This window comes from Stenotrophomonas sp. YJH_SMC_27 (assembly GCF_059369815.1).
Genome location: NZ_JCAFTA010000001.1, coordinates 705,674 through 720,027 on the forward strand (window position 1 = coordinate 705,674; position 14,354 = coordinate 720,027).

Annotated in this window: 27 protein-coding genes; all 27 read right to left on the reverse strand. The window is 62.6% G+C overall.

Going from position 1 to position 14,354, the window contains the following annotated elements:
- Window positions 1-143: 143 nt before the first annotated feature.
- Window positions 144-1,142, reverse strand: a complete 999-nt coding sequence (locus AC5P7R_RS03395) for a DNA-directed RNA polymerase subunit alpha (RefSeq protein ID WP_005408216.1) — start codon at window positions 1,140-1,142, stop codon at window positions 144-146.
- 55 nt (window positions 1,143-1,197) lie between these two features.
- Window positions 1,198-1,827, reverse strand: coding sequence for a 30S ribosomal protein S4 (gene rpsD / locus AC5P7R_RS03400; protein WP_004145446.1), 630 nt, complete (start codon window positions 1,825-1,827; stop codon window positions 1,198-1,200).
- Window positions 1,828-1,842: 15 nt separating this feature from the next.
- On the reverse strand, window positions 1,843-2,232 hold the full coding sequence (rpsK, locus tag AC5P7R_RS03405; protein ID WP_004145443.1) for a 30S ribosomal protein S11: 390 nt from the start codon (window positions 2,230-2,232) through the stop codon (window positions 1,843-1,845).
- A gap of 11 nt (window positions 2,233-2,243) precedes the next feature.
- On the reverse strand, window positions 2,244-2,600 hold the full coding sequence (rpsM, locus tag AC5P7R_RS03410) for a 30S ribosomal protein S13 (protein ID WP_004154500.1): 357 nt from the start codon (window positions 2,598-2,600) through the stop codon (window positions 2,244-2,246).
- A gap of 347 nt (window positions 2,601-2,947) precedes the next feature.
- Window positions 2,948-4,315 (reverse strand): preprotein translocase subunit SecY, encoded by a 1,368-nt coding sequence (secY, locus tag AC5P7R_RS03415; protein WP_227854455.1) that lies wholly within the window; start codon window positions 4,313-4,315, stop codon window positions 2,948-2,950.
- A 7-nt stretch (window positions 4,316-4,322) separates the two neighbouring features.
- A complete protein-coding gene (gene rplO, locus AC5P7R_RS03420; protein WP_004154498.1) occupies window positions 4,323-4,766 on the reverse strand; it encodes a 50S ribosomal protein L15 in 444 nt (147 codons plus the stop codon).
- Between the two features lie 6 nt (window positions 4,767-4,772).
- Complete coding sequence (gene rpmD / locus AC5P7R_RS03425; RefSeq protein WP_005408214.1) at window positions 4,773-4,964, reverse strand: 50S ribosomal protein L30; 192 nt, start codon at window positions 4,962-4,964, stop codon at window positions 4,773-4,775.
- On the reverse strand, window positions 4,957-5,499 hold the full coding sequence (gene rpsE, locus AC5P7R_RS03430) for a 30S ribosomal protein S5 (protein WP_004154496.1): 543 nt from the start codon (window positions 5,497-5,499) through the stop codon (window positions 4,957-4,959). Before rpsE ends, rpmD begins: the two co-directional genes overlap by 8 nt.
- A gap of 161 nt (window positions 5,500-5,660) precedes the next feature.
- Window positions 5,661-6,020, reverse strand: a complete 360-nt coding sequence (gene rplR / locus AC5P7R_RS03435) for a 50S ribosomal protein L18 (protein ID WP_026346969.1) — start codon at window positions 6,018-6,020, stop codon at window positions 5,661-5,663.
- An 80-nt stretch (window positions 6,021-6,100) separates the two neighbouring features.
- Window positions 6,101-6,625, reverse strand: coding sequence for a 50S ribosomal protein L6 (gene rplF / locus AC5P7R_RS03440; RefSeq protein ID WP_021204580.1), 525 nt, complete (start codon window positions 6,623-6,625; stop codon window positions 6,101-6,103).
- 18 nt (window positions 6,626-6,643) lie between these two features.
- Window positions 6,644-7,042, reverse strand: coding sequence for a 30S ribosomal protein S8 (rpsH, locus tag AC5P7R_RS03445; RefSeq protein WP_021204581.1), 399 nt, complete (start codon window positions 7,040-7,042; stop codon window positions 6,644-6,646).
- A 258-nt stretch (window positions 7,043-7,300) separates the two neighbouring features.
- Window positions 7,301-7,606: a 30S ribosomal protein S14 gene (gene rpsN / locus AC5P7R_RS03450; protein ID WP_019659577.1), complete on the reverse strand. Its 306-nt coding sequence runs from the start codon at window positions 7,604-7,606 to the stop codon at window positions 7,301-7,303.
- 18 nt (window positions 7,607-7,624) lie between these two features.
- Complete coding sequence (gene rplE / locus AC5P7R_RS03455; protein WP_005415416.1) at window positions 7,625-8,167, reverse strand: 50S ribosomal protein L5; 543 nt, start codon at window positions 8,165-8,167, stop codon at window positions 7,625-7,627.
- Window positions 8,168-8,178: 11 nt separating this feature from the next.
- Entirely contained in the window at window positions 8,179-8,496 is a 318-nt protein-coding gene (gene rplX / locus AC5P7R_RS03460; RefSeq protein ID WP_004154490.1) for a 50S ribosomal protein L24, read from the reverse strand.
- A 16-nt stretch (window positions 8,497-8,512) separates the two neighbouring features.
- Window positions 8,513-8,881 (reverse strand): 50S ribosomal protein L14, encoded by a 369-nt coding sequence (gene rplN / locus AC5P7R_RS03465; protein WP_010483978.1) that lies wholly within the window; start codon window positions 8,879-8,881, stop codon window positions 8,513-8,515.
- Window positions 8,882-8,893: 12 nt separating this feature from the next.
- Window positions 8,894-9,163, reverse strand: a complete 270-nt coding sequence (gene rpsQ, locus AC5P7R_RS03470; RefSeq protein ID WP_004154489.1) for a 30S ribosomal protein S17 — start codon at window positions 9,161-9,163, stop codon at window positions 8,894-8,896.
- 11 nt (window positions 9,164-9,174) lie between these two features.
- The gene (rpmC, locus tag AC5P7R_RS03475) at window positions 9,175-9,360 is read right to left on the reverse strand and encodes a 50S ribosomal protein L29 (RefSeq protein WP_004154487.1); all 186 of its coding nucleotides are present in this window, start codon (window positions 9,358-9,360) and stop codon (window positions 9,175-9,177) included.
- Window positions 9,360-9,773 carry a 50S ribosomal protein L16 gene (gene rplP, locus AC5P7R_RS03480; protein WP_004154486.1) on the reverse strand — a complete coding sequence of 138 codons (414 nt, stop codon included), beginning with the start codon at window positions 9,771-9,773 and terminating at the stop codon, window positions 9,360-9,362. Before rplP ends, rpmC begins: the two co-directional genes overlap by 1 nt.
- A gap of 5 nt (window positions 9,774-9,778) precedes the next feature.
- Complete coding sequence (gene rpsC / locus AC5P7R_RS03485; protein ID WP_005415414.1) at window positions 9,779-10,513, reverse strand: 30S ribosomal protein S3; 735 nt, start codon at window positions 10,511-10,513, stop codon at window positions 9,779-9,781.
- Between the two features lie 18 nt (window positions 10,514-10,531).
- Entirely contained in the window at window positions 10,532-10,867 is a 336-nt protein-coding gene (rplV, locus tag AC5P7R_RS03490) for a 50S ribosomal protein L22 (protein ID WP_004145348.1), read from the reverse strand.
- 12 nt (window positions 10,868-10,879) lie between these two features.
- On the reverse strand, window positions 10,880-11,149 hold the full coding sequence (gene rpsS, locus AC5P7R_RS03495) for a 30S ribosomal protein S19 (protein WP_005415413.1): 270 nt from the start codon (window positions 11,147-11,149) through the stop codon (window positions 10,880-10,882).
- A 6-nt stretch (window positions 11,150-11,155) separates the two neighbouring features.
- Window positions 11,156-11,983: a 50S ribosomal protein L2 gene (gene rplB, locus AC5P7R_RS03500; RefSeq protein WP_004145339.1), complete on the reverse strand. Its 828-nt coding sequence runs from the start codon at window positions 11,981-11,983 to the stop codon at window positions 11,156-11,158.
- A 10-nt stretch (window positions 11,984-11,993) separates the two neighbouring features.
- On the reverse strand, window positions 11,994-12,293 hold the full coding sequence (gene rplW / locus AC5P7R_RS03505; RefSeq protein WP_004145338.1) for a 50S ribosomal protein L23: 300 nt from the start codon (window positions 12,291-12,293) through the stop codon (window positions 11,994-11,996).
- A complete protein-coding gene (gene rplD, locus AC5P7R_RS03510; protein WP_019659578.1) occupies window positions 12,290-12,895 on the reverse strand; it encodes a 50S ribosomal protein L4 in 606 nt (201 codons plus the stop codon). The genes rplW and rplD overlap by 4 nt, the downstream gene beginning before the upstream one ends.
- A gap of 12 nt (window positions 12,896-12,907) precedes the next feature.
- The gene (gene rplC, locus AC5P7R_RS03515; protein ID WP_004145336.1) at window positions 12,908-13,558 is read right to left on the reverse strand and encodes a 50S ribosomal protein L3; all 651 of its coding nucleotides are present in this window, start codon (window positions 13,556-13,558) and stop codon (window positions 12,908-12,910) included.
- An 11-nt stretch (window positions 13,559-13,569) separates the two neighbouring features.
- Window positions 13,570-13,881 (reverse strand): 30S ribosomal protein S10, encoded by a 312-nt coding sequence (gene rpsJ, locus AC5P7R_RS03520; protein WP_005408208.1) that lies wholly within the window; start codon window positions 13,879-13,881, stop codon window positions 13,570-13,572.
- 332 nt (window positions 13,882-14,213) lie between these two features.
- Window positions 14,214-14,354, reverse strand: a 141-nt coding sequence (locus AC5P7R_RS03525) for an EF-Tu C-terminal domain-related protein (protein WP_487247787.1), incomplete at its 5' end; no start/stop codon positions are given.

The following is a 14,354-nucleotide window of genomic DNA, read 5'->3' on the forward strand; positions in this document are numbered from 1 at the left end:
ATCCTGGCGTTGCTGCGCGGACTGCGGTTGGTCCTGGCCCTCCGTCCTGGACGGCCTGCCCGCGAACCTGCGGTTCGTCGTGGCGTGGTGTGTTGCGTTGAAGGCTCCACCGCGAACGGTGGAGCCTTCAGGCATTACCGATATCAGCCCAGCATGCCGTGGCTGGCGACGCCGGCCGGCGGCCAGTTCTCCAGCTTCATGCCGAGCGACAGGCCGCGCTGAGCCAGCACTTCCTTGATCTCGGTGAGCGACTTCTTGCCCAGGTTCGGGGTCTTCAGCAGCTCCACTTCGGTCTTCTGGATCAGATCGCCGATGTAGTAGATGCTTTCAGCCTTCAGGCAGTTGGCCGAACGCACGGTCAGCTCCAGATCGTCGATCGGGCGCAGCAGCACCGGATCCACGCCGTTGTTGGCCGGCTTGGCCGCACCGCGGTCGCGGTGGGTGAAGTCACCGAACACCGACAGCTGGTCGCTGAGGATGTCGGCGGCGGTGCGCACGGCTTCCTCGGCATCGATGGTGCCGTTGGTCTCGATATCGATGACCAGCTTGTCCAGGTCGGTACGCTGTTCGACGCGGGCCGCTTCCACGGCATAGGCGACGCGGCGGACCGGCGAGAACGAGGCATCCAGGACCAGGCGGCCGATGGCACGGGTTTCTTCGTCCGGACGACGACGCGCGGCAGCCGGCTGGTAGCCGAAACCACGTTCGATCTTCAGACGCATGTTGATCGCCGTGTCCTTGGTCAGGTGGCAGATCACATGGTCGCCGTTCAGGATCTCCACATTGTGGTCGACCTTGATGTCGGCAGCGGTGACAACGCCCGGGCCCTGCTTGGACAGGGACAGGGTGGCGCTGTCGCCGGAGTGCATACGGATGGCCACGTCCTTCAGGTTCAGCAGGACTTCGAGCACGTCCTCCTGCAGACCTTCGACCGTGGTGTACTCATGCAACACGCCGTCGATTTCGACTTCCGTGATGGCGAAGCCCGGGATGGACGACAGCAGCACGCGACGCAGGGCGTTGCCCAGCGTATGCCCGTAACCCCGCTCCAAAGGTTCGATAACGACCTTTGCACGGGTGTCGGTAAGGCGTTCGATCTGCGGACCGCGAGGACGCAGAACCTGGTTGGCGGTAACCGTCATGTTGCGGGTTCTCCTAGTGAACCCCCGGCCGTCGCCGGGGGCTCTCCAATGTGAATTACTTCGAATACAGCTCGACGATCAGCGCTTCGTTGATGTCCGCAGGCAGATCCGAACGATCCGGAACGGCCTTGAAGATGCCGGTGAACTTGCCGGAATCCACTTCAACCCACGACGGGCTCAGGTCATGCTGGGCGGCGACGGTCAGGGCTTCCTGGACGCGCAGCTGCTTGGCAGCCTTTTCAGACAGGGCGATGGCGTCGCCAGCCTTGACCTGGTACGAAGCCAGGTTGACCGACTTGCCATTCACGGTGACGCCGCGGTGCGACACCAGCTGACGAGCAGCCGGACGGGTCACGGCGAAGCCCATGCGGTAGACGACGTTGTCCAGGCGGGTTTCCAGCAGCTGCAGCAGGTTCTCGCCGGTGTTGCCCTTCTTGGTCGAGGCCTTCTTGTAGTAGTTGCGGAACTGACGCTCCAGCAGGCCGTAGATACGCTTGACCTTCTGCTTTTCACGCAGCTGGGTGGCGTAGTCGGACAGCTTGCCCTTGCGGGCAGTGGCGCCGTGCTGGCCGGGCTTCTGCTCCAGCTTGCACTTGGAGTCCAGCGCACGCGCCGGGCTCTTCAGGGACAGGTCGGCGCCTTCGCGACGGGCGAGCTTACAGGTAGGACCGATATAACGAGCCATTTCTTATCGCTCCCTTTAGACGCGACGCTTCTTCGGCGGACGGCACCCGTTGTGCGGGATAGGCGTCACGTCGATGATGTTGGTGATCTTGTAGCCGACGTTGTTCAGCGAACGCACGGCCGACTCACGGCCCGGACCCGGGCCCTTGATGCGGACTTCCAGCGACTTCACGCCATAGTCCAGCGCAGCACGACCGGCCTTTTCAGCAGCCACCTGGGCAGCGAACGGGGTCGACTTGCGCGAACCGCGGAAGCCAGCGCCACCGGAGGTCGCCCACGACAGAGCATTGCCCTGACGGTCGGTGATGGTGACGATGGTGTTGTTGAACGAAGCGTGGACGTGGGCAACGCCGTCGGTGACGACGCGCTTGATCTTCTTCTTGGTCTTAGCAGCGGGCTTAGCCATTTCTCAGTCCCTTACTTCTTGATCGCCTTGCGCGGACCCTTGCGGGTGCGGGCGTTGGTACGGGTGCGCTGGCCACGCAGCGGGAGGCCACGACGGTGACGCAGGCCGCGGTAGCAGCCCAGGTCCATCAGGCGCTTGATCGCGATGCCGATCTCACGGCGCAGATCGCCTTCCACGATGTACTTGCCGACTTCGGCGCGCAGGCGCTCGATTTCCGGCTCCGACAGATCGCGGATCTTGGTGGTCGAAGCAACGCCTGCGACTTCGCAGACCTTCTTCGAACGGGTACGGCCGATGCCGTAAATGCTTTGCAACCCGACCCAGACGTGCTTCTGGGCTGGCAGGTTGACGCCTGCAATACGCGCCATGACGCGGTTCTCCAGCTGAGTGATGGCCGACAGCGCGCCTCGGGCACGCCAATCCGGCAGGATGGATCAAAAAAGTGAACTAGCGATACTAACAAGGTTCCGGTTTACATGGAAGCCCGTGAAACCACTGGTTTCATGAACCCGGCCTGGGGAGTGTGCCCAGGCTCCGGCGCCGGATGGGGTTGGACCCGGGGTATCCCCCGGGGCCGCCCGCGCTACTCCAGCGCGGGACCACCTCATCACACCCCCACCCGGAACCGCTGCGGGGGCCGCCCTTCGTTTGTGTGGCCGGAGTCCGCGAAGCGGAGGGACCATCACGTCAGGAAGACGAAAGTATAACAGGCCAATCAGCCGCGGGCAAAACCGCCGCGGTTGCCGCCCTTCAGGTTGGCCTTTTTCAGCAGGCTCTCGTACTGGTGGGACATCAGGTGCGCCTGCACCTGGGCAATGAAGTCCATCACCACCACCACCACGATCAGCAGCGAAGTACCGCCGAAGTAGAACGAGGCGTTCAGCTGCGTGCGCATCAGTTCCGGCAGCAGGCAGACGATGACCAGATAGGCCGAGCCGGCTGCGGTCAGGCGGGTCAGTACACCGTCGATGTAATCGGCGGTGGCCTTGCCCGGACGGATGCCCGGAATCAGCGCGCCCGACTTCTTCAGGTTGTCAGCGGTTTCCTGGGAGTTGAACACCAGCGCGGTATAGAAGAACGCGAAACCGGTGATCAGCGCAGCGAACACGATCATGTGCAGCGGCTCGCCCGGGCCCAGGGAATTGGCGACCTTCTGCAGGACCTGGCCGAAGCTGCTCTGGTTGGCCGCCTGGCCGGACCACATGGCCAGGGTGGCCGGGAAGGCCAGCAGGCTCGAGGCGAAGATTGCCGGAATGACGCCGGCCATGTTGAGCTTCAGCGGCAGGAACGAGGTCTGGTTCATGTACGCGTTGCGACCGCCCTGGCGGCGTGCGTAGTTGACCGTGATCCGGCGCTGGCCACGCTCGACGAACACCACGAAGAAGGTGAACGCGAGCACGACAATGGCGATCAGCAGCAGCTGGATGAACTGGATGTTGCCGTCGCGGTAGGCGTCGAAGGTGTGGATGATCGCACCCGGCAGGCCAGCGACGATACCGGCGAAGATGATCAGCGACACGCCGTTGCCGATGCCGCGCTCGGTGACCTGCTCACCGACCCACATCAGGAACATGGTGCCGGCGGTCAGCGCGACCACGGCGGTGAGCACGAAGCCCATGCCCGGCGCATACACGACCGGAGCGCCCGACGGCGAGACCTGGCCCTGCAGGGCCAGTGCGATCGAACCGCCCTGCACCACTGCCAGCAGCACGGCGCCGATGCGCGAATACTGGGTGATCTTGCGGCGGCCGGACTCACCTTCCTTCTGCATCGCCTTCAGGGCGGGGAAGATGTGCACGGCCAGCTGCATCACGATCGATGCCGAGATGTACGGCATCACGTTCAGCGCGAAGATGCTGAAACGGTGCAGGGCGCCGCCCGAGAACATGTTGAACATGTCCACGATGCCGCCGCCCTGCTGTTGCATCATGGCAAGCATGGCATCGGGATTGACGCCCGGCACCGGCACGTAGCAGCCGATGCGATAGACGATCAAAGCCCCGACGACGAACAGCAAACGTTGGCGAAGTTCAGTGAACTTGCCCATTCCGCCCGCGAGGTTACCGATGCCAGCTTGCGCCATGATTTTCTTACTCCGTTACGCTGCCGCCGGCAGCTTCGATCGCGGCCTTGGCACCCGCCGTGGCAGCAATACCCTTCAGGGTGAACGCCTTGGTCACTTCGCCCTTGACGACGACCTTGGCCTTCTTGGCAGTGCTCGGAACCAGCTTGGCAGCACGCAGGGCGGCGAAGTCGATCTCACCGGCCGGCAGCTTGTCCAGTGCGTACAGCAGCACTTCAGCGGTGTCCTTGGCGATCGGCGAACGGAAGCCGATCTTCGGCAGACGACGCTGCATGGGGGTCTGGCCGCCTTCGAAGCCAGCCTTGATCTTGCCGCCACCCTTGCGGGCGAACGAACCCTTGTGGCCGCGGCCGGCAGTCTTGCCCAGGCCCGAGCCGATACCGCGACCGACGCGGGTACGCTCGGTGCGGGCGCCCGGTGCCGGGCTCAGTTCATTGAGACGCAGAGTCATGGTCGATTACTCCTCAACCTGGACGAGGTACTGAACCTTGTTGATCAGGCCGCGCACCTGCGGGCTGTCCTTCAGTTCACGCACATCGTTGAGCTTGTTCAGGCCCAGCGCACGCACCGACAGGCGGTGACGCGACTGGGTGCCACGCAGGCCACGCACCAGGCGGACCTTGACAGTCTTGTTGGACTCATTAGCCATGGTTGAGTTCCTCCACCTTCTTGCCGCGCTTGGCCGCGATGCGAGCCGGCGACTGTGCAGCAGCCAGGCCCTTCACGGTGGCACGCACCAGGTTGATCGGGTTGCGCGAACCGGTGGCCTTGGCCAGCACGTTCTTCACGCCAACGGCTTCCAGCACGGCGCGCATGGCACCGCCGGCGATCACGCCGGTACCTTCCGAAGCCGGCTGCATGAACACGCGGGCTGCGCCGTGACCATCCTTGATGGTGTGCCACAGGGTGCCGTTGTTCAGGTCAACGCTGACCAGGTTCTTGCGGGCCTGCTCCATCGACTTCTGGATGGCAACCGGCACTTCGCGGGCCTTGCCATAGCCGAAACCGACCTTGCCTTCGCCGTCGCCGACGACGGTCAGGGCGGTGAAGGTGAACTGGCGGCCACCCTTGACGGTCTTGCTGACGCGGTTGACCGCGACCAGCTTTTCGATCATGCCGTCGTCGATCTTCTCTTCGCGGTTACGGTCGCGATCGCGACCCCGCTGCTGACGCTCTTCTGCCATGTTGATTCCTTGGTTGTTTGGGTATGTACGGCTCGAAGCCGCTTATGGTTGTGGCGTGACGCGTTGTTCCGGTGGGCCGCTGCAGAAGAGCGGCGCCGTCCAGCCTCACTCAGGCTGGCGAGCAGGTGGGCAGGAGGCCAATGGCCCCCTGCCCTTGTCCCTTAGAACTGCAGGCCGGCTTCGCGGGCGGCTTCTGCCAGGGCCTTGATGCGGCCGTGGTAGCGGTAGCCCGAACGATCGAAGGCAACCTTCTCGATGCCGGCGGCCTTGGCGCGCTCGGCAACGATGCGGCCAACCTTGGCAGCAGCATCGGCGTTCTTGCCGTTCTTCAGGCCTTCGATGACGTCGGCCTGGGTGGTGTTGGCAGCAGCCAGCACCTTGGAGCCGTCGGCGGTGAAGACCTGGGCGTACAGGTGCTGGCCGGTGCGCAGCACCGACAGGCGGGCGACGCCGAGCTCACGGATGTGGGCACGGGTCGACTTGGCGCGACGCAGGCGGGCGATGTTCTTGTTCATTTTGATTATTCCTTGAAAGCTGAAGGAAGAGCTTTTCCCTGAGAAGTCCGCACAGGGATGTGCGGGCTCTTGCGAGGGACTCGCGCTTATGCCTTCTTGGCTTCCTTACGGATGATGACTTCGTCGGAGTACTTCACGCCCTTGCCCTTGTACGGTTCCGGCTTGCGGAACGCACGGATCTTGGCGGCGACTTCACCGACGACCTGCTTGTCAGCGCCCTGGACCAGGATCTCGGTCTGGGTCGGGGTCGACAGCGTGATGCCTTCCGGCGCCACGAACACGACCGGGTGCGAGAAGCCCAGCGACAGGTTCAGGTCCTTGCCCTGCATGGCAGCGCGGTAACCCACGCCCACCAGCTCCAGCTTGCGCTCGAAGCCTTCGGACACGCCCTTGACCATGTTGGACAGGATCGCACGCACGGTACCGGTCAGTGCGATCAGGTCGGCGCTTTCGGTGCTCAGGGTGGCAACGCCGTTGTCGACGTTGATGGCAATACCGGCCGGCTTGGCCAGCGACAGGGTGCCCTTCGGGCCCTTGGCGGTGACGCTGTCCGACTGGACGTTCAGTTCAACCTTACCCAGGGTAATCGGCTTCTTGGCTACGCGGGACATAGTTCTACTCCTTTCGCCTTAGGCCACGAAGCACAGGACTTCGCCGCCGACGCCCAGCTGGCGCGCCTGCGCATCAGTCATGATGCCCTTGGAGGTGGAAATGATGGAGATACCCAGGCCGTTCATGACCTTCGGCAGCTCGCTCTTGCCGCGGTACTGGCGCAGGCCCGAACGCGAGAAGCGCTTCAGGGTCGCGATGACCGGCTTGCCTTCGAAATACTTCAGCACGATTTCCAGCTCGGACTTGTTGTTTTCCAGCTGGGTCACGCGCAGGTCGGCGATGTAACCCTCGTCCTTCAGGACCTGGGCGATCGCAACCTTGATCTTGGACGACGGGGCTTTCACCGTCTGCTTGCCCACCGCGGCCGCATTCTTGATGCGGACCAGCAGGTCGGCGATGGGATCAGTCATGCTCATATGAGTACCTTTGAGTGCACCGATATCCGCTTTCGCGAAAATCTGTTGTCTCCTGGAAACGGGCCAGGTCCCTTGATGCAGCGGGCCGGAAGCCCACTCCTACGACCCCGTTTGCGCAGGGCAAGACGCGGGAGTATACGCCAAAAGAGCCCGGCTTGCGCCGGGCTCCTCGGTTTTTTTGCGTCGGGAAAGCTGAATGCCTCCCCTGCCCGGTTCAGGAACCCCCGAAGGGGCTCCTGATCGCAGGGCCGGCTGGGGTTACCAGCTGGCCTTGCGCAGACCCGGTACGTCGCCACGCATGGTGGCTTCACGCAGCTTGTTACGGCCCAGGCCGAACTTGCTGTAGACGCCACGCGGACGACCCGACAGCTCGCAACGATTACGCTGGCGGCTCGGCGACGAATCGCGCGGCAGCTTGGCCAGCTTGGTTGCGGCCTCGATCTTCTCTTCGTAGGTCGCGTCCACGGAGGACACGATCTTCTTCAGAGCCGCACGCTTTTCAGCGTACTTCTTGGCCAGCTTTTCCCGCTTGATGTCGCGGTTGACCATGGAGGTCTTTGCCATTTCGGTTTCCTCGACAGATCAGTTACGGAACGGGAACTTGAACGCTGCCAGCAGCGCCTTCGCTTCCGCGTCGGTCTTCGCAGTGGTGGTGATGGCGATATCCATACCGCGGATCGCATCGACGGCGTCGAAGTCGATTTCCGGGAAGATGATCTGTTCCTTCACACCCATGTTGAAGTTGCCGCGGCCGTCGAAGGAACGGCCGGAAACACCACGGAAGTCGCGCACGCGCGGCAGCGAGATGTTGATCAGGCGGTCCAGGAACTCGTACATCTTGTGGCGACGCAGCGTGGTCTTGCAGCCGATCGGCCAACCATCACGGATCTTGAACGACGCGACCGAGATACGCGACTTGGTGACAACCGGCTTCTGGCCGGAAATCTTGGTCATGTCCGCGACGGCGTTTTCCAGGATCTTCTTGTTGGTGGCAGCCTCGCCGACACCCATGTTCAGGGTGACCTTGACGAGCTTCGGTACTTCCATCGGATTGGTGTAGCCGAACTGCTTCATCAGCGCCGGCACCACTTCTTCCTTGTAGATCTTTTCGAGACGGGAAGTCATCTTCACATTCCTCAGGCGTCGAGCGCCTCACCGCTGGAGCGGAACACACGCAGTTTGCGTCCATCCTCCAGCACCTTGAAGCCAACGCGTTCGCCCTTGCCCGAAGCCGGGTTCAGCACGTTCACGTTGGAGATATGGATCGAAGCTTCGCGCTCGACCACGCCGCCGGCAACACCTGCCTGCGGGTTCGGCTTGGTGTGGCGCTTGACGATGTTCACGTTGGCGACGACCACACGGTCGCCGTCGACGCGGACGACTTCGCCCTGCTTGCCCTTGTCCTTGCCAGCGTTGACGACAACCTGGTCGCCCTTCTTGATACGGTTAGCCATGATTATCTCCTGTCGCTCACAGCACTTCGGGAGCGAGCGAGACGATCTTCATGAACTTCTCCGAACGAAGTTCACGGGTCACCGGCCCGAAGATACGGGTACCGATCGGCTCCTGCTTGTTGTTCAGCAGGACGGCCGCGTTGCCGTCGAAGCGGATCAGCGAACCGTCGGCGCGACGCACACCCTTGCGGGTACGCACCACGACGGCGTCATACACTTCACCCTTCTTGACCTTGCCGCGCGGAATCGCATCCTTCACGGTGACCTTGATGATGTCGCCGATGCCGGCGTAACGGCGCTTGGAACCACCCAGCACCTTGAAGCACATCACCTGCTTGGCACCCGAATTGTCCGCGACGTCAAGGTAGCTCTGCATCTGGATCATGATTCAGACTCCTTATTCAGCCGCACGCGTGATGACTTCCACCACGCGCCAGTTCTTGGTCTTGGACATCGGAGCAATCTCGGTCACGCGGACGACATCGCCTTCCTTGCAGGCGTTGTCGGCATCGTGGGCGTGCAGCTTGGTCGAGCGCTTGATGTACTTGCCGTACAGCGCGTGCTTGACCTGACGCTCAACCAGGACGGTAACCGTCTTGTCCATCTTGTTGCTGACGACACGGCCTTCGACCGTGCGCAGCGTCTTCTTTTCAGTATTGTCGCTCATAGCGGCCATCCTTACTTCGTGCTGCCGAGCAGGGTCTTGACGCGAGCAATCTCGCGACGGACCCGGCGAATGTCGTGGGTCTTCGGCAGCTGGCCGGTGACCTGCTGCATACGGACAGAGAACTGTTCCTTACGCAGGTCGATCAGGTGGGCCTTGAGTTCGTCAGCCGACTTTTCACGGAGAGTTTTGATATCCATCAGCGCACCGTACGGGTCACGAAAGTGGTGGTGACCGAGAGCTTGGCGGCGGCCAGGCGGAACGCCTCGCGAGCCACTTCCTCGGAAACACCCTCGATTTCATAGATCATGCGGCCGGGCTGGATCTGGGCCACCCAGTATTCCACGTTACCCTTACCCGAACCCATTCGGACTTCGATGGGCTTCTTGGTGATGGGCTTGTCGGGGAACACGCGGATCCACATCTTGCCGCCGCGCTTGACGTAGCGGCTGATCGAGCGGCGGGCCGCTTCGATCTGGCGCGCGGTCAGCTGACCGTGTGCGGTTGCCTTCAGGCCGTATTCGCCGAAGCTGACAGCGTTGGCGCTCCAGCTCAGGCCATCGTTACGGCCCTTGTGTACCTTGCGGTACTTGGTTCGCTTGGGTTGCAACATTGTCGTTACCTCGCTTCACGGGCCGGGCGCTGACGGTCACCACGGTCGCCGCGATCGTGACGATCGTTGCGCGACGGGGTGTCGTCCTGCTTTTCCTGGCCAACCTGGGAGAAATCGAAGACCTCGCCCTTGTAGATCCAGACCTTGATGCCGATGATGCCGTAGGTCGTCTTGGCTTCAGCGAAGCCATAGTCGATGTCGGCACGCAGGGTGTGCAGCGGCACGCGGCCTTCGCGGTACCACTCCGAACGGGCGATTTCTGCACCGTTGAGGCGGCCACCGACGTTGACCTTGATGCCCAGGGCACCCAGGCGCATCGCGTTGCCGACCGAGCGCTTCATTGCACGGCGGAACATGATGCGACGCTCCAGCTGCTGGGCGATCGACTCGGCAACGAGCTGCGCGTCCAGTTCCGGCTTGCGCACTTCGGTGACGTTGATGTGCGCCGGGACGCCCATCATCTCGCTCACTTCCTTGCGCAGCTTCTCGATGTCCTCACCGCGCTTGCCGATCACCACGCCCGGACGGGCGGTGTGGATCGTCACGCGAGCGGTCTTGGCCGGACGCTCGATCAGGATCTTGCTGATGCCGGCCTGGGCCAGCTTCTTGCGCAGCATGTCGCGCACTTTCAGGTCGGCTGCCAGGTAACCGGCGAACTCGGCCTTGTTGGCGTACCACTTGGAGTTCCAGTCCTTGGAAATGCCGAGGCGGATACCAATCGGATGAACTTTATGACCCATGGTCTTTTCCTTATCCGCTTACTTGGCGGCGCCCACAACCACAGTGATGTGGCTGGTGCGCTTGAGGATGCGGGTACCGCGGCCTTTCGCCCGCGCCATGAAACGCTTCAGGGTCGGACCTTCATCAACCATGATGGTCTGAACCTTCAGCTCGTCGACGTCGGCGCCCTGGTTGTTCTCGGCATTGGCAATAGCCGACTCCACCACCTTCTTGATCAGGTGGGCAGCCTTCTTGTCCGAGAACTTCAGCAGGTTGACCGCACGTTCGGCCGGCAGACCGCGCACCTGGTCAGCGACCAGACGAGCCTTCTGCGGGGAGATGCGCGCAGTGCGCAGGATGGCTTTCGCTTCCATTGTCATCTCTCCTTACTTGCCCGACTTCTTGTCACCACCGTGACCCTTGAAGGTCCGGGTGATGGCAAATTCGCCGAGCTTGTGGCCGACCATGTTCTCGTTGACGAGAACCGGGATGTGGTTCTTGCCGTTATGCACGGCAATGGTGATGCCTACCATGTCAGGCAGGATCATCGAACGGCGCGACCAGGTCTTGATCGGCTTCTTGCTGCCCGCAGCGGCCTCCACCTTCTTGACGAGGTGGTGATCGACGAACGGGCCCTTCTTGAGTGAACGTGCCATGGTCGATTAGCCCCTACGATCGCGGACGATGAACTGCTGAGTGCGCTTGTTATGGCGCGTCTTGTAACCCTTGGTCGGGACACCCCACGGGGTGACCGGATGCGGGTTACCCTGGCCGGCCTTGGCCTCACCACCACCGTGCGGGTGGTCAACCGGGTTCATGGCAGCACCACGAACGGTCGGGCGGACGCCGCGCCAACGCTTGGCACCGGCCTTGCCCAGCTTTTCCAGGCTGTGCTCGTCGTTGCCGACTTCGCCGATGGTGGCGCAGCACTCGACCGGCACCTTGCGCATTTCACCCGAGCGCAGGCGCAGGGTGGCGTAGATGCCTTCGCGGGCCACCAGCTGCACGGCCGCACCGGCGGCGCGGGCGATCTGAGCGCCCTTGCCGGGCTTCAGTTCGATGCAGTGGATGGTGGTACCGACCGGGATGTTGCGCAGCGGCAGGGTGTTGCCAGCCTTGATCGGGGCATCCGAACCAGCGATCACCTGATCACCGGCCTTCAGGCCCTTCGGGGCGATGATGTAGCGGCGCTCACCGTCGACGTAGCACAGCAGGGCGATGTGGGCGGTGCGGTTCGGATCGTATTCGATGCGTTCCACGCGCGCCGGAATGCCCAGCTTGTTGCGCTTGAAGTCGATGATGCGGTAGTGCTGCTTGGCACCACCACCGACGTGACGCACGGTGATGCGGCCATGGTGGTTACGACCACCCGAGCGGCTCTGCGACTCGACCAGGGCAGCGTGCGGAGCACCCTTGTGCAGGTCGGGAGTGACCACGCGCACGGCCGAACGGCGGCCGGGGGAAGTGGGCTTGAATTTCATCAATGGCATGGGATGTACCTCAGGCCTTGGCCGTTACATCGATCGACTGGCCATCGGCCAGGCGAACGTACGCCTTGCGCCAATCGCCGCGGCGGCCAGCACGGTTACGGAAGGACTTGTTCTTGCCCTTGACGTTGACCACGTTGACAGCTTCGACCTTGACGTCGAACAGCTGCTCAACCGCGGCCTTTACATCGGCCTTGGTGGCTTCGTTCGAAACTTCGAAGACATACTGGTTGGAGAGTTCCTGCAGGCGCGCGGTCTTTTCGGAGACACGCGGGGCACGCAGCACGCTGAAGATTTTTTCGTTGCTGTTCATGCCAGCCACTCCTCGACCTTCTTGACCGCGTCAGCGGTGATGACGACCGTGTCGGCACCCACCAGCGAGACCGGATCCAGGCCCTGGACGTCACGCACCTGCACGTACGGCAGATTGCGGGCGGACAGGTACAGGTGCTCGGACGCTTCTTCGGTGACGATCAGCGGGCGCTTGCCCACTTCCAGGCCGGCCAGCTTGGCGACCAGACCCTTCGTGTTGGTCACTTCGACGTCGAAGGACTCCACGATGGTCAGACGGCCCTGACGGTTCAGCTCGGACAGGATCGCGCACATGGCGGCACGGTACTGCTTACGATTGACCTTCTGCTCGAAGCTGCGCGGCTTGGCCGCGAAGGTGACACCGCCGCCGACGAAGATCGGAGCCGTCAGTGCGCCATGACGCGCGCCGCCGCCCTTCTGCTTCTTCGACTTCTTGGTGGTACCAGCCACTTCGGAGCGAGTCTTCTGTGCCTTGGTGCCGGCGCGACCGGCGTTGCGGTAAGCAACGACGACCTGGTGGACCAGATCTTCGCTGAAATCGCGACCGAACACGGCTTCGGAGACCGAGACCTTGTTGTTGCTACCCGTGATAACGAGTTCCATCGTCATCTCTCCTTATGCCTTGCTCGCCGGACGGACGATCACATCGCCACCGGCCGCGCCCGGAACGGCGCCGCGAACGGCGATCAGACCGCGCTCGACGTCGACCTTGACCACTTCCAGGTTCTGGGTGCTCTGCTGCACCGCGCCCATGTGGCCCGACATCTTCTTGCCCGGGAAAACGCGACCCGGGGTCTGGCGCTGACCCAGCGAACCCGGCGCGCGATGCGACAGCGAGTTACCGTGGGTTGCATCGCCCATACGGAAGTTGTGGCGCTTGATGGTGCCCTGGAAGCCCTTACCCTTGGTGACACCCTGGACGTCGACGATCTGGCCGACTTCGAAGATGTCCGCCTTGACTTCGCCGCCAACGGCGAAATCGCCGAGCTGCGCGTCTTCAACGCGGAATTCCCACAGGCCACGACCCGCTTCCACCTTCGCCTTGGCGAAGTGGCCGGCTTCCGGCTTGTTGACCAGGGCAGCGCGACGCGCGCCGACGGTCACCTGCACGGCGCTGTAGCCGTCGGTTTCGACGGTCTTGATCTGCGCGATGCGGTTCGGGGTTGCTTCGATCAGGGTCACCGGGATGGAGCGGCCATCTTCAGTGAACACGCGGCTCATGCCGGCCTTGCGGCCCACGAAGCCCAACGAATACTTCTTCGTCATGGTCGTAGTCCTCAGGTCAGCTTGATCTGAACGTCGACGCCGGCAGCCAGTTCGAGCTTCATCAGCGCGTCCACGGTCTTGTCATTCGGGTCAACGATATCGAGCACGCGCTTGTGCGTGCGGGTCTCGTACTGGTCACGCGCGTCCTTGTCGACGTGCGGGGAGACGAGAACGGTGTAGCGCTCGATCTTGGTCGGCAGCGGGATCGGGCCACGCACTTGCGCGCCGGTCCGCTTTGCCGTTTCAACGATCTCGCTGGCCGAACGGTCGATCAGACGATGATCGAACGCTTTCAGCCGGATCCGGATCTTTTGGTCCGCCATGGCGGTAGGTTCCTTCGTTAAAAGAGCGACAGACAAAGCCTCTGGGTTGCTTTGCCCCATGAAATTCCTGAATACGGACGGCCCACACTCCTGCAGGCCGACAAGGTCACTCCATAGACCTCAAAAACGTAGGCAGACCAGTTTCCCGGCCTGCCCAGACGTAGAAGCATAATGGCACACAAGGCAGCTGTCAACAGTCGCCTGTTGACGCCGCCTGAATGGCATTGACCCTTCCTGGTCCGGGGAACACAAGGCACATCCTGTGCCTGCTTTCCCATTTGATACGCCCCGATGCCCTACCCAGGCAACATCGGGGCGCAGATACTACCAGATTACTCGATGATCTTCGAGACCACGCCGGCGCCGACGGTGCGGCCGCCTTCGCGGATGGCGAAGCGCAGGCCTTCGTCCATCGCCACCGGGTTGATCAGGGTGACGACCATCTTGACGTTGTCACCCGGCATCACCATTTC